This is a genomic window from Pseudomonas sp. NFR09 (genome assembly GCF_900111535.1).
GTDB lineage: Bacteria > Pseudomonadota > Gammaproteobacteria > Pseudomonadales > Pseudomonadaceae > Aquipseudomonas > Aquipseudomonas extremorientalis.
Genome location: NZ_FOIH01000005.1, coordinates 244,179 through 257,198, shown reverse-complemented (window position 1 = coordinate 257,198; position 13,020 = coordinate 244,179). Strand labels below are relative to the sequence as shown.

Sequence of the window (13,020 nt, the reverse complement as noted above, 5' to 3'; positions counted from 1 at the left end):
CCTCAGGGCACCGCCATCACATCAATGCGATACGGCTCGAAAATCTTCAGCATCTCGCCATCGTCGCGCAAGCGCTTGAGCAACGCGGCAAACGCGTCCCCCGTGATCGGCGCCTTCGGGCGCAGCAATGCGAAGTGGTGATAGACCTGGTCAATGCGCTCCGAGACCAGGAACTGCCCCGCCATTTGCGCATTGCGCACCATGAAATCACTCAGGTACGAGCGCGTCACCAAGGCAATATCGGCACGCCCGCGCGCGACCATCAGCAGGTTGCTGTCATGGGAGTAAGTCAACGTGGCGTTGAAGTGCTCGGCCATGTACTTGGGGTCGGGGTTGAAGTTGGCGAAGGCGTAGTGATAACCGCTGAACACGGCCAGGCGTTTGCCGTTGAGGTCGGCGAAATAACTTTGGTCACGACCGGGCTCACGCTGGGCGACGAAGATTTCCGCATCTTCCAGGCCCATGTCGACGCTGGTGTGGGGAATGTTCTGCCAGCCCCAATCGGGATTTTCGAAGATCGCCATATCCACACGGCCCTGCTCGAAATCACGAAAGCGTCGGGGGATGGAGGTGGGCACCAACACAAACTGGTAATCGGTTTGCGCGGCGTTCAGGGCTTCGACCAGTTGCGGCAGCAAACCGGTGTCGGCGCCCTGCTCCGGCCGTACGGTGTAGGGTGGGAAATGCGCCGCGCCGATGCGTACCAACTGCGCAGCCGAAGCTGGCATCCACCACGCGGTGCCCAGTGCCCAAAAGGTAAGTCCTGCAGCCAGCCGCCATGGCGAAAACATCAAGGCACACACCGTTCAAAAACGCTCATGGCGATAAGCTAGGCGTTTTTGTCTGGAGAGACAACTTTCCAGCGGTAAATTAATAGCTTGCGCCTCAATCGGCCTTCAAAACCATCAGCAGGGCCTCTTCGGCCAACTGCTCAAGTGTCAGGCTGCCCTCGGCGCGAAACCAGGTGGTGGTCCAGGACAGCGCGCCGGTGAGGAAACGCCGGGTGATGAATACATCACCACGAATGTAGCCCGCGTCCTTGGCCTCCCCCAGCACTTGCAGCCAGAGCGCCTCGTACACGTCGCGCAGGGCCAGCACCTGGGCCTGGCCTTCGGCTGACAACGAACGCCACTCGTACACCAGCACCGCCATGGCCTCGCCGCTGCCGCCCATGATCGACTGCAATTCGCAACGGATCAGCGCCAGCACGCGTTCGCGCACGTTGCTCGCCTCTTCCAGCGAAGCGCGCATCATCGCCGTGTTGTAGTGGATGGTTTCTTCCATCACTGCCCGCAGGATCTCGTCCTTGCTCTTGAAGTGGTGAAAGATGCTGCCGGACTGGATGCCCACGGCGCTGGCCAGGTCGCGCACGGTGGTACGTTCGAAGCCCTTGTTGCGAAACAGATGGGCCGCGGTTTGCAGCAGCTTGCCCCGGGCGCTGTCGGGGTCGGTCAATTGGCCGCCATCGACCATGGTGCGCATGACCCGCAGGGCTTTGTGCTCATCCATGCCTCTCTCCTCTACTTCCACGGACGTCTTGGCCCGCAATTTAGGCCGTGGCGGCCACCCAAGCAAGCGCTTGGCTGAAACTTGTATCCGCAGTTTACAAACCAAGCGCTTGCTTGGTAGTCTCGACCCCAGCCATTCGAGGAAGGATTTCTCATGAGCAAGACGGTTCGTATCGGCTGTGCCAGCGCCTTCTGGGGCGACACCTGCACCGCCGCCGCCCAACTGGTGCAAGGCGGCAAGCTGGATTACCTGGTGTTCGACTACCTGGCGGAAGTCACGATGTCGATCCTGGCCGGTGCGCGGATGAAAGATCCCCAGGCCGGCTACGCCACGGATTTCGTCGACGTGCTCACGCCGCTGCTGGCGGATATCCAGCACCAGGGCATTCGCGTGATCAGCAACGCCGGTGGCATCAACCCCCAGGCCTGCGCCGCCGCCCTGCAAGCCGCCTGCGACAAGGCCGGTATCCCCCTTAAAATCGCCGTGCTGCTGGGCGACGACCTGCAACCCCAGCTCAAACACCTGCACGGCATCACCGACATGTTCAACGGTGCGCCGTTGCCGCCGCTGTGCGTGTCCGCCAACGCCTACCTGGGCGCGCCGGGCATCACCCAGGCGCTGAAGCTGGGCGCGGATATCGTCATCACCGGCCGCGTGGTGGACAGCGCAGTAGTCAGCGCGGCGCTGGTGCATGAATTCGACTGGTCCTGGCAGGATTACGACCGCCTCGCCCAGGCCGCACTGGCCGGGCATATCATCGAATGCGGCGCGCAGTGCACCGGCGGTAACTTCACCGATTGGCGCGACGTGCCGGACTACGAGCACATCGGCTTTCCCATCGTCGACGTCAGCGCCGACGGCCAATTCACCGTCAACAAGGTCGACGGTACAGGCGGGCTGATCAGCGAACTCAGCGTCGCCGAGCAACTGCTGTATGAAATCGGCGACCCGCATGCCTACCTGTTGCCCGATGTGATCTGCGACTTCAGCCAGGTCAAATTGCAGCAGCAAGGCAAACACCAGGTACGCCTGCACGGCGCGAAGGGCTTGCCGCCCACCGATCAATACAAGGTCAGCGCCACTTACCCGGACGGTTTTCGCTGCACCGCCAGTTGCCTGATCGCCGGCATCGATGCGGTCGCCAAGGCCGAGCGGGTCAGCCAGGCGATCATCAACAAGACCTCGGAGCTGTTCAGCCAGCGCGGCTGGGCGCCTTACACCGAAGTGAATATCGAACTGCTCGGCAGCGAAGCCACCTACGGCGCCCACGCCAGGCGCCAGGACTGTCGCGAAGTGGTGGTGAAACTGGCGGTGCGCCACCCCAACAAACAAGCACTGGTGCTGTTCGCCCGCGAGATTGCCCAGGCCGCGACCGGCATGGCACCGGGCCTGACCGGCATCGTCGGCGGACGGCCGACGGTGTACCCGTTGATCCGACTGTTTTCGTTCCTGATCGATAAAACGGCCTGTGACGGGGTGATCGACTTCCAGGGCGCACGCCACCCCTGCGCACTGCCACCTGCCGACGCCCCGCGCCTGCCCGATGCGTCCATCGATCCGCCCAAGCCACAAGGCCGCGCCGACGCCAGCGTGCCGTTGGTGAAACTGGCCGTGGCGCGCTCCGGAGACAAGGGCAACCACAGCAATATTGGCGTGATCGCCCGCCACCCCGATTACCTGCCATGGATTGCCGAAGCACTCACCCCGCAGGTGATCGTCGACTGGATGGGCCATCTGCTCGACCCCGTGCACGGCCGTGTCGAGCGCTGGTATCTGCCCGGCAGCCACAGCCTCAACTTCCTGCTGGAAAACGCCCTGAGCGGCGGTGGCATCGCCAGCCTGCGCATCGACCCGCAGGGCAAAGCCTTCGCCCAGCAACTGCTGGAGATCCCGATTGCCGTGCCGCAACACATTGCCGATCAACTCGCCTAACAGGAGCATTGCCGTGGCCTTCGACTCGATCTTCAAAGCCGACCTGTTCCAGGGGCAAACCGTGATGGTCACCGGCGGCGGCAGTGGCATTGGCCGCTGCACCGCCCATGAATTGGCGGCGCTGGGTGCCCAGGTGATCCTGGTGGGACGTAAGCCGGACAAGCTGCAGAACGTCGCGGCGGAAATCGCTGAAGACGGTGGCCTCGCCCATTGGCAGGCCTGCGATATTCGCGATGAAGAGGCGGTGAAGGCACTGGTCGGCCAGGTCCTGAATGACCACGGCGCTATCCATGGCCTGGTCAACAATGCAGGCGGCCAGTACCCCTCACCACTGGCCGCAATCAACCAGAAAGGTTTCGAAACCGTACTGCGCACCAACTTGGTCGGCGGTTTCCTGATGGCGCGGGAAGTGTTCAACCAATCCATGAGCAAGCACGGCGGCGCCATCGTCAACATGCTCGCCGACATGTGGGGCGGCATGCCCGGCATGGGTCACTCGGGGGCAGCACGTTCGGGCATGGACAACTTCACCAAGACCGCCGCCTTCGAGTGGGGCTACGCCGGCGTCCGGGTCAACGCCGTGGCGCCGGGCTGGATCGCCTCCAGCGGCATGGACACCTACGAAGGCGCGTTCAAGGCGGTGATTCCCACGCTGCGCGAACATGTGCCGCTCAAGCGTATCGGCACCGAATCGGAAGTCAGCGCGGCCATCGTGTTCCTGCTCAGCCCGGCCGCTGCCTTTATCAGCGGCAGCACACTGCGTATCGACGGTGCCGCCAGCCTGGGCAGTCGCGCGTGGCCGTTGCACAAGGCGCAGGCGCCGAGCGAACCCTTCAATGGCTTCCACCGCGCCTACCTGCCCGATGTGCTCAAGGCGGGGCAATAGACCATGCCGGTGATTGAATCCCTGATCGACGCCCACAGCGCCCCATTCGCGCAAAACCGCGAGGCCATGTTGGCCGCCATCGCCCAGCTGCGGCAGTTGGAAGACACCCTGTTGAGCAAGGCACAGGACGCCAAGCCCAAGTTCGACAAGCGCGGCCAACTGCTGCCCCGCGAGCGCCTCAACCTACTGCTGGACCCCGGCGCGCCGTTCCTGGAACTGGCCAGCCTGGCCGGCTACAAGCTGCACGACGACAAGGACGGCAGCGCCGCCGGAGGCGGGTTGATCGCCGGCATCGGCTACGTCAGCGGCGTGCGCGTGCTGGTGGTGGCCAATAACAGCGCGATCAAGGGCGGCACCATTTCCCCCACCGGCCTGAAGAAATCCCTGCGCCTGCAACAGATCGCCCTGGAGAACAAACTGCCGGTGGTGACCCTCGCCGAAAGCGGCGGAGCCAACCTCAACTATGCCGCCGAGATATTCGTCGAAGGTGCGCGCAGCTTCGCCAACCAGGCGCGCATGTCGGCCATGGGCCTGCCGCAGATCACCGTGGTGCATGGCTCGGCCACGGCCGGCGGCGCCTATCAGCCGGGGCTGTCGGATTACGTGGTGGTGGTGCGCGGTCGGGCCAAACTGTTCCTCGCCGGCCCGCCGCTGCTTAAAGCCGCGACCGGCGAAGTGGCGACCGATGAAGAACTGGGCGGTGCCCAGATGCACGCACAAACCGCCGGCACCGCCGAATACCTGGCGGAAAACGATGCGGACGGCGTGCGCATCGCCCGCGAAATCGTCAGCCTGTTGCCGTGGAATGATCGCCTTCCACAGGCGCCGAAACGTGCCTACGCAGAACCGCTGTACCCCATCGAAGAGCTGCTGGGCCTGATCCCGGACGACCCGAAAAAGCCCTACGACGTCCGTGAAATCCTCGCGCGACTGGCCGACGGCTCGCGCTTTCTCGACTTCAAGAGCGAATTCGACGCCCACACCGTCTGCGGCCACGTGCACATCCACGGCCGCGCCGTGGGCGTGATCGGCAACAACGGTCCTATTACGCCGAAGGGCGCGAGCAAGGCCGCGCAATTTATCCAACTGTGCGACCAGAGCCGCACACCGCTGCTGTTCCTGCACAACACCACCGGTTTCATGGTGGGCACCGAGTCGGAACAACAAGGCGTGATCAAGCACGGCGCGAAGATGATCCAGGCCGTGGCCAACGCGCGGGTGCCTAAACTGACCATTGTGGTCGGCGGCTCCTATGGCGCGGGCAACTACGCGATGTGCGGCCGTGGCCTGGACCCGCGCTTTATCTTCGCCTGGCCCAACAGCCGCACGGCAGTGATGGGCGGTGCCCAGGCGGGCAAAGTCCTGCGGATTGTCACTGAGGCCAAGCAATTGAAGGATGGCCTGGTGCCGGATCCCAAGGTGCTGGACATGCTGGAACAGGTCACCGCACAGAAGCTCGACAGCCAGTCCACCGCGCTCTACGGCAGCGCGAACCTGTGGGATGACGGGCTGATTGACCCTCGGGATACACGGACCTTGCTCGGTTTTCTGCTGGATATCTGTCATGAGGCTGAGGTGCGGCCATTGCAGCCCAACACCTTTGGTGTGGCGCGTTTCTAATCAGGAGAACAATAAAAATGATCTTCACCCAGGAACACCAGGAACTGCGCCGCACCGTCCGCGCCTTCGTCGACCGCGAGATCAACCCCCATGTGGACGAATGGGAAAAGGCCGGGCGCTTTCCCATCCACGACATTTTCCGCAAGGCCGGCGACCTCGGCCTGCTGGGCATTTCCAAGCCGGAGAAATTCGGCGGCATGGGCCTGGACTATAGCTATTCCATTGTCGCCGCCGAGGAGTTCGGCACCATCCGTTGCGGCGGTATCCCCATGTCTATCGGCGTGCAGACCGATATGTGCACCCCCGCCCTTGCCCGCTTCGGCAGCGATGAACTGCGCGACGAATTCCTGCGCCCGGCCATCAGCGGCGAGCAGGTCGGCTGCATCGGCGTCTCGGAAACCGGCGCCGGCTCCGATGTGGCCGGGTTGAAGACCCATGCGCGCAAGGACGGCGACGACTATGTGATCAACGGCAGCAAGATGTGGATCACCAACTCACCCAGCGCCGACTTCATCTGCCTGCTGGCCAACACCTCCGACGACAAGCCGCACATCAACAAGTCGCTGATCATGGTGCCGATGAATACTCCCGGCATCAGCGTCAGCCCGCCCCTGGAAAAGCTCGGCATGCACAGCTCCGAGACCGCCCAGGTGTTCTTCGACGGCGTGCGCGTGCCGCAACGCAACCGCATCGGCCACGAAGGTGCGGGGTTCATGATGCAGATGCTGCAATTCCAGGAAGAACGCCTGTTTGGCGCGGCCAATATGATCAAGGGCCTGGAGCATTGCATCGACAGCACCATCGAGTACTGCAAGCAGCGCCAGACCTTCGGTAAGGCGCTGATCGACAACCAGGTCATCCACTTTCGTCTCGCTGAGCTCTCCACCGAAATCGAATGCCTGCGCGCGCTGGTCTACCAGGCCACCGAGCAATACATCAAAGGCCAGGACGTGACCCGCCTGGCGTCCATGGCCAAGCTCAAGGCCGGGCGCCTGGGCCGCGAAGTCAGCGACAGTTGCCTGCAATACTGGGGCGGCATGGGCTTCATGTGGGACAACCCCGTGGCCCGCGCCTATCGCGATGTGCGGCTGGTGTCGATCGGCGGCGGCGCCGACGAAATCATGCTGGGCATCATCTGCAAGTTGATGGGCACCTTACCGGGGAAAAAACCATGAACACCTTGTTGCTCGAACCCCACAACGGTGTGCTGCACATCACCCTCAACCGGCCCGACTGCCGCAATGCGATGAGCCTGGAAATGGTCAATGAATTGCGCACGGTGCTATCGCAGTTGGACATCCAGACGCGCGCGGTAGTGATCAGCGGCGCGGGCGGACATTTCTGCGCCGGGGCGGATGTGAAGGACCTGGTCACCGCAGGCCATCAACTGCAGGCGCTGAACCGCGCGTTTGGCACCTTGCTGCAGGAAGTGCAAGCGCTGTCGCAAGTGGTGATCGTGGTGCTGCAAGGCGCGGTGCTGGGCGGTGGATTTGGGTTGGCGTGCGTGAGCGATATCGCCATCGCCGATCATCAGGCGCAATTCGGCTTGCCGGAGACCAGCCTGGGCTTGCTGCCCGCGCAGATTGCGCCGTTCGTGGTCAAGCGCATCGGGCTGACCCAGGCGCGGCGGCTGGCGCTGACAGCGGCACGGTTTGACGGGCTTGAGGCTGAGCGGCTGGGGGTGGTGCACTTTACCGAGCGCGACCCGCAGGCGTTGGCGCAGCGGTTGGATGAGGTGCTGGGGCAGGTGCTCACGTGCGCGCCGATGGCGAATGGACGGACTAAAGCGCTGTTGCTGGCCAGTGTGGATGAGCCGCTGGAGGCGGTGCTGGATCGGGGCGCGCAGTGGTTTGCCGAAGCGGTGCGCAGTGAGGAAGGGATTGAAGGGACGCAGGCGTTTGTGCAGAAAAGAAAGCCTCGGTGGTGCAAATGACGCCATCGGGGGCGTGCCCTCTCCCACAGTGTGGGAGGGGGCTTGCCCCCGATGAGGCCCGATCAAACACCCCATCAGCCAAGGGATAAACCCATGCCCGCCTTCAACAAAATCCTGATCGCCAACCGCGGCGAAATTGCCTGCCGCATCCAGCGCACCGCCCAAGCCCTGGGCTACCGCACCGTCGCCGTCTACAGCGATGCCGACGCCCAGGCCCTGCATGTGCAGATGGCCGACGAAGCCGTCAATATCGGCCCCGCCCCGGTACAACAGTCGTACCTCAATATCGAGGCGATCCTCGCCGCCGCCAGACTCACCGGCGCCGATGCGATTCACCCCGGCTACGGCTTCCTCTCGGAAAACCCCGACTTCGCCCGCGCCTGCCAACACGCCGGCCTGACCTTCATCGGGCCCAGCGTCGAGTCCATCGAACTGATGGGCAGCAAACGCCTGTCCAAACTCGCCATGCTCGACGCCGGCGTGCCGTGCATTGCCGGCTATCAGGGCAGTGCCCAGGACGACAACACGCTGCAACAGGAAGCTGAACGCATCGGCTACCCATTGATGATCAAGGCCAGCGCCGGCGGCGGCGGTCGCGGCATGCGCCTGGTGCACCAACCCGAAGCCCTGCTGGACAACCTGCACACCGCCCGCTCGGAAGCCAAAAATGCCTTTGGCAGCGATGAACTGATTCTTGAGCAAGCGCTGATCGAGCCGCGCCACGTCGAGATCCAGTTGTTCGGCGACAGCCACGGCCACTTGATCTACCTCGGCGAACGCGACTGCTCGGTCCAGCGCCGCCACCAGAAAGTCATCGAGGAAGCCCCCTGCCCCATCATGACGCCCGAGTTGCGCCAGGCCATGGGCGAAGCCGCATTGAAGGCCGGGCGTGCGGTGAATTACGTGGGCGCCGGTACCGTGGAGTTCCTGCTCGACCGCAATGGCCGGTTCTACTTCCTGGAAATGAACACCCGCCTGCAGGTGGAACACCCGGTCACCGAGCTGATCACCGGCCTCGACCTGGTGGATTGGCAACTGCAGATCGCCGCCGGGCAAGCGCTGCCGCTGACCCAGGCGGACGTGACCCTGAGCGGCCATGCCATGGAAGTGCGCCTGTACGCCGAAGACCCGGCCCAGGGTTTCCTGCCGCAAACCGGCGAGGTGCTGCGCTGGGAACCGGCGACCGGCGTGCGCATCGACCATGGCGTGATACAAGGTCAACGTATCAGCCCGTTCTACGACCCAATGCTGGGCAAGCTCATCGCCCACGGCGCCACCCGCGAAGAGGCGCGGCGCAAACTGTTGCGGGCGGTGGAAGACACGCTGTTGCTGGGCGTCGCGACCAATCAGCCACTGTTGGCTGATTTGCTCAAGCATCCGGCGTTTATCAACGGCGATTTCAGCACCGGGTTTATCGCCGAGCACTTCAGCGAGATCCCACGCCAGCCTGTATCGAGCGAACAGCTAGCCCTGGCCGCTGCGCTGTTCTACACCCACAGTGCCGAGCAACATCCCCACGGTTTGTCGGGCTGGCGCAACACCGCGAGTAGCCCTTGCACCTATCGGCTTGAGGTCAATGGCGAAATCCACACCGTCAGCACCGCCCCCCTGCTGCTCAGCGCCGACGGCCGCCACGCCACCCTGGTGCTCAACGGCATCCGCCGGCGCATGGCCTATCACCTCGACGGCGACCAACTATGGATGCCCGGCCTGTGCGTGACCAACCGCACGCAGCAAGTGGCCAGCCGCCAGGCCGATGCCAGCAGCGGCACGGTGAAGGCGCCGATGGACGGTGCCATCGTCGATGTGCGGGTCAGCACCGGTGACAGCGTCACCAAGGGCCAACTGCTGCTGGTGCTCGAAGCCATGAAAATGGAGCATCCGCTGACCGCCGGCATCGACGGTGTGATCAAAGGCGTGCAGGTGAGCGCCGGTGACCAGGTGCACAATCGTCAGGTGTTACTCGAGATCGTCTAGCCCCTAGGCGGAACTACAGGGCCGGGCTACGCTCTATCCCCAACAGAAAGGGAAGAGTACGGGAACCTGCGCGATGCCCCATTGGCTGATTATTGACCTTGAAGCCACAACGGATGAAGGCGGCTGGCCCGTGACGGAGATGGAAGTCATCGAGATCGGCGCAAGCCTGGTCAACCGCCAGGGCCGCGAGCTGGATCACTTCCAGCGTTTTGTGCGGCCGCTGCGCCGTCCCTTGCTGACGCCTTTTTGTCGTCAGTTGACCCACATCACCCAGGCCAACATCGACGGCGCGGTGCCGATCACCGAGGTGTGGCCGCTGTTCGAGCGCTGGCTGGGCCAACACCAGGCGCGCCTGGAAGGCTGGGCCAGTTGGGGCGATTACGATCGCAGGCAGCTGGAGCTGGAATGGCAGCGCCATGGCCTGGCCAGCGCACTCGCCACCACGCCCCATGTGAACCTCAAGCAGCGCTTCGCCAAGGCACGGCGCCTGGACAAGCCCCTGGGGCTCAACGGTGCCCTGCAATTGGCGGGGATGCAGTTCCATGGCCAGCAGCATCGGGCGCTGGAAGATGCACGCAACACCGCGCGCCTGCTGCCACTGATTCTGCCGGTCTAGGCAGCTTCCCTGCCCTTGGGCATACTGGCCGACCTTTCCAGACCCTTTTCCGAGGAATCGCCCATGTTCAAAGTCAACGAGTACTTCGACGGCACCGTCAAGTCGATCGCCTTCGGCACCGCAGAAGGTCCGGCGACCATCGGCGTCATGGCCCCGGGCGAATACGAATTCGGCACCGCCCAGCGTGAAATCATGCACGTGGTATCCGGCGCCCTGACCGTCAAGCTGCCTGACGCCAGCGACTGGGAAACCTTCGCCGCCGGCAGCCAGTTCAACGTGCCGGCCAACAGCAAGTTCCAACTCAAGGTCGCCGTGGACACCGCTTACCTGTGCGAATACCGCGGCTAAGGGTTTCCCGGAAACAAAAAATGCCCGTTTCCTGAGAGACGGGCATTTTCATTCGCGTCGAATACTATTCGAGAATGGTCACCGGCATCCCGACTTCCAGGCGGCCAATGCCATCGTTGACCAGGTTCTGGCCGAAAATCGCGCCATTTTCAGTCTTGCGATAGGTCTCCAGCGTCGCGAAGGGTTCACGGTCGGCACTGCGCTCGCCGGTCTGCGGGTCGATAGTGGTGAGGATGCAGCGCGAGCAGGGCTTGACCGCGCGGAACTCCACATCGCCGATGCGCAGGCGCTTCCAGCCATCCTCGGCGAAGGCGGCACTGCCTTCGATCACCAGATTGGGGCGAAACCGCAGCATCTCCATAGGCCGGCCGATGCGTTGCGAAAGGTCGTCCAGCGAAGCCTGGCCGATCACCAGCAGCGGGTAGCCATCGGCAAATGCGACCTGGTCATCGTCCCTGCCATAACCGGCTTCGGTGGTGCGGGCGCGTTCGAGGGGGATCTGCACCAGCCGCGTCGGCTTGCCGATAAAGTCACTGACCCAGGCCGCTGCCGCGTCGCCCGCGTCCGGCACCCGCAGGGTGTCGCGCCAGATGGTCACACCGCGCAACTCGGCATTACCGCCCGGCAGTGCGACATCCAGCGGCGGGTAACCGGGCGAACTCAAGGTGAGCCCGCCTTTGCTGTTCCACAAGGCCGACAATTGGCTCATCCTGGCCACGGCGCGTTGCGTGAGGAAGCGTCCACTGGCTTCATCCACCAGCATCCAGCGCCGATCCCCGTCCACCCCGAGCTTATCCAGGCCGACCTGCTGCAATATCTCGGCCTTGCCGGACTTCAAAGGGTAACGGTACAACGCGCTGAGACGAAGCATGGGCCTGCATTCCTGAGGGGCAAAGCCATAACCCTAAGGTCAAGCAGGCACTTCGTCCAGCATCAGACGCTGACGGACCACGTCCACCAGCTTGTCGGGCTGGAACTTGGACAGGAAATTGTCGCAGCCGACCTTCTTCACCATCGACTCGTTGAAGCTGCCCGACAGCGAGGTGTGCAATACCACGTAAAGACTGCGCAGGCGCGGGTCATTGCGGATCTCGGTGGTGAGACGATAACCGTCCATCTCGGGCATTTCGGCGTCGGTAAAGATCATCAGCAACTTGTCGGTCATCACATGGCCGGCGTCGGCCCAGGCCTTGAGCATGTTCAAGGCCTTGAGGCCGTCACTGGCGATGTGCATCTTCACACCCAGCTGGCCGAGGGTGTCGCGCAGTTGAGACAGGGCTACGTTGGAGTCATCCACCAGCAGCACTTCGCGGCCACGGGCGCGCTCCAGCACCGGGTCTTCGAGTTTCTCGCGGGAAACCTTGGCGTTGTACGGCACGATCTCGGCCAGGACTTTTTCCACATCGATGATTTCCACCAACTGGTCGTCGACCTTGCTGATGGCGGTGAGGTAATGCTGGCGCCCGGCACTGGTCGGTGGCGGCAGGATGGCCTCCCAGTTCATATTGACGATGCGGTCCACACCGCCCACCAGGAAGGCCTGCACCGAGCGGTTGTACTCAGTGACGATGATGGTGCTGTTGGGGCCCGGCACCAGCGGGCGCATGCCGATGGCCTGGGACAGGTCGATCACCGGCAGGGTCTGGCCACGCAGGTTGACCACGCCGCATACAAACGGGTGGCGCTGGGGCATCAGGGTCAACTTGGGCAGTTGCAGCACTTCCTGCACCTTGAACACGTTGATCGCGAACAGTTGGCGCCCCGCCAGGCGAAACATGAGGATCTCCAGGCGATTCTCACCCACCAGTTGCGTGCGTTGATCTACCGTGTCGAGAATGCCGGCCATTAAAAGCTCCTGATGCGCTAAGGAATTTGTGCGGTTCACATAACGTGGGTTATCGGCGGCGAGTGCCAGACCTTGACCCTTGTAAAATGCCACGTAAATCCATTGATGTCACACTGACATCATGCTTTACTGCGCTGGCCTCTCCGTATGGCAATAAAGCGACGTTGCGCGACATTCAATTCGACGCGAGGTTCCGCTATGTAAGGGATTCCCCTACACACAATCAGGCGCAACCTGATATTCGCAATATCTAATAGCCATTAATGTGACGCCATTCTCAATGCATGAATGGAGTCAGGCTTTTGTTTGCCATCCCAAGCCCTCGGCCCACGGGCCTTCCAGACATACAGATG

12 protein-coding genes are annotated in these 13,020 nt (G+C 63.0%); 8 read left to right on the top strand and 4 right to left on the bottom strand.

Annotation, left to right across the window (positions count from 1 at the left end):
- Positions 1 to 2 precede the first annotated feature (2 nt).
- Together BMX59_RS13960 and BMX59_RS13955 are read right to left on the bottom strand one after the other, a co-directional pair.
- Entirely contained in the window at positions 3 to 791 is a 789-nt protein-coding gene (locus BMX59_RS13960; protein ID WP_071489789.1) for a substrate-binding periplasmic protein, read from the bottom strand.
- 94 nt (positions 792 to 885) lie between these two features.
- Positions 886 to 1,509, bottom strand: coding sequence for a TetR/AcrR family transcriptional regulator (locus BMX59_RS13955; RefSeq protein ID WP_071489790.1), 624 nt, complete (start codon positions 1,507 to 1,509; stop codon positions 886 to 888).
- A gap of 153 nt (positions 1,510 to 1,662) precedes the next feature.
- On the opposite strand from BMX59_RS13955, the gene BMX59_RS13950 reads away from it, so the two are divergent.
- From BMX59_RS13950 to BMX59_RS13915, 8 genes are all read left to right on the top strand, one after another.
- The gene (locus tag BMX59_RS13950) at positions 1,663 to 3,441 is read left to right on the top strand and encodes an acyclic terpene utilization AtuA family protein (RefSeq protein ID WP_093122360.1); all 1,779 of its coding nucleotides are present in this window, start codon (positions 1,663 to 1,665) and stop codon (positions 3,439 to 3,441) included.
- Between the two features lie 13 nt (positions 3,442 to 3,454).
- Positions 3,455 to 4,327 (top strand): SDR family oxidoreductase, encoded by an 873-nt coding sequence (locus BMX59_RS13945; RefSeq protein ID WP_071489792.1) that lies wholly within the window; start codon positions 3,455 to 3,457, stop codon positions 4,325 to 4,327.
- A 3-nt stretch (positions 4,328 to 4,330) separates the two neighbouring features.
- Entirely contained in the window at positions 4,331 to 5,947 is a 1,617-nt protein-coding gene (gene atuC, locus BMX59_RS13940; protein WP_093122356.1) for a geranyl-CoA carboxylase subunit beta, read from the top strand.
- Between the two features lie 17 nt (positions 5,948 to 5,964).
- On the top strand, positions 5,965 to 7,122 hold the full coding sequence (atuD, locus tag BMX59_RS13935; RefSeq protein WP_092243094.1) for a citronellyl-CoA dehydrogenase: 1,158 nt from the start codon (positions 5,965 to 5,967) through the stop codon (positions 7,120 to 7,122).
- Positions 7,119 to 7,880: an enoyl-CoA hydratase/isomerase family protein gene (locus tag BMX59_RS13930; RefSeq protein WP_093122352.1), complete on the top strand. Its 762-nt coding sequence runs from the start codon at positions 7,119 to 7,121 to the stop codon at positions 7,878 to 7,880. The genes atuD and BMX59_RS13930 overlap by 4 nt, the downstream gene beginning before the upstream one ends.
- Positions 7,881 to 7,973: 93 nt before the next feature.
- Positions 7,974 to 9,857 carry an acetyl-CoA carboxylase biotin carboxylase subunit gene (locus BMX59_RS13925; RefSeq protein ID WP_093122349.1) on the top strand — a complete coding sequence of 628 codons (1,884 nt, stop codon included), beginning with the start codon at positions 7,974 to 7,976 and terminating at the stop codon, positions 9,855 to 9,857.
- A 73-nt stretch (positions 9,858 to 9,930) separates the two neighbouring features.
- Positions 9,931 to 10,473 (top strand): 3'-5' exonuclease, encoded by a 543-nt coding sequence (locus tag BMX59_RS13920; protein WP_071492722.1) that lies wholly within the window; start codon positions 9,931 to 9,933, stop codon positions 10,471 to 10,473.
- 63 nt (positions 10,474 to 10,536) lie between these two features.
- Positions 10,537 to 10,821, top strand: a complete 285-nt coding sequence (locus BMX59_RS13915) for a pyrimidine/purine nucleoside phosphorylase (RefSeq protein ID WP_058424671.1) — start codon at positions 10,537 to 10,539, stop codon at positions 10,819 to 10,821.
- A gap of 64 nt (positions 10,822 to 10,885) precedes the next feature.
- Here the strand turns inward: BMX59_RS13915 and BMX59_RS13910 are convergent, their stop codons facing one another.
- Both BMX59_RS13910 and BMX59_RS13905 read right to left on the bottom strand, forming a co-directional pair.
- Positions 10,886 to 11,692: an MOSC domain-containing protein gene (locus BMX59_RS13910; protein WP_092243085.1), complete on the bottom strand. Its 807-nt coding sequence runs from the start codon at positions 11,690 to 11,692 to the stop codon at positions 10,886 to 10,888.
- Between the two features lie 39 nt (positions 11,693 to 11,731).
- On the bottom strand, positions 11,732 to 12,667 hold the full coding sequence (locus tag BMX59_RS13905; RefSeq protein WP_092243082.1) for a chemotaxis protein CheV: 936 nt from the start codon (positions 12,665 to 12,667) through the stop codon (positions 11,732 to 11,734).
- Positions 12,668 to 13,020 lie beyond the last annotated feature (353 nt).

Coding starts and splice junctions, on each gene's coding strand:
- BMX59_RS13960 (WP_071489789.1), bottom strand. CDS start 791: ATGTTTTCGCCATGGCGGCTGGCTGCAGGACTTACCTTTTGGGCACTG.
- BMX59_RS13955 (WP_071489790.1), bottom strand. CDS start 1,509: ATGGATGAGCACAAAGCCCTGCGGGTCATGCGCACCATGGTCGATGGC.
- BMX59_RS13950 (WP_093122360.1), top strand. CDS start 1,663: ATGAGCAAGACGGTTCGTATCGGCTGTGCCAGCGCCTTCTGGGGCGAC.
- atuC (WP_093122356.1), top strand. CDS start 4,331: ATGCCGGTGATTGAATCCCTGATCGACGCCCACAGCGCCCCATTCGCG.
- atuD (WP_092243094.1), top strand. CDS start 5,965: ATGATCTTCACCCAGGAACACCAGGAACTGCGCCGCACCGTCCGCGCC.
- BMX59_RS13930 (WP_093122352.1), top strand. CDS start 7,119: ATGAACACCTTGTTGCTCGAACCCCACAACGGTGTGCTGCACATCACC.
- BMX59_RS13925 (WP_093122349.1), top strand. CDS start 7,974: ATGCCCGCCTTCAACAAAATCCTGATCGCCAACCGCGGCGAAATTGCC.
- BMX59_RS13920 (WP_071492722.1), top strand. CDS start 9,931: ATGCCCCATTGGCTGATTATTGACCTTGAAGCCACAACGGATGAAGGC.
- BMX59_RS13915 (WP_058424671.1), top strand. CDS start 10,537: ATGTTCAAAGTCAACGAGTACTTCGACGGCACCGTCAAGTCGATCGCC.
- BMX59_RS13910 (WP_092243085.1), bottom strand. CDS start 11,692: ATGCTTCGTCTCAGCGCGTTGTACCGTTACCCTTTGAAGTCCGGCAAG.
- BMX59_RS13905 (WP_092243082.1), bottom strand. CDS start 12,667: ATGGCCGGCATTCTCGACACGGTAGATCAACGCACGCAACTGGTGGGT.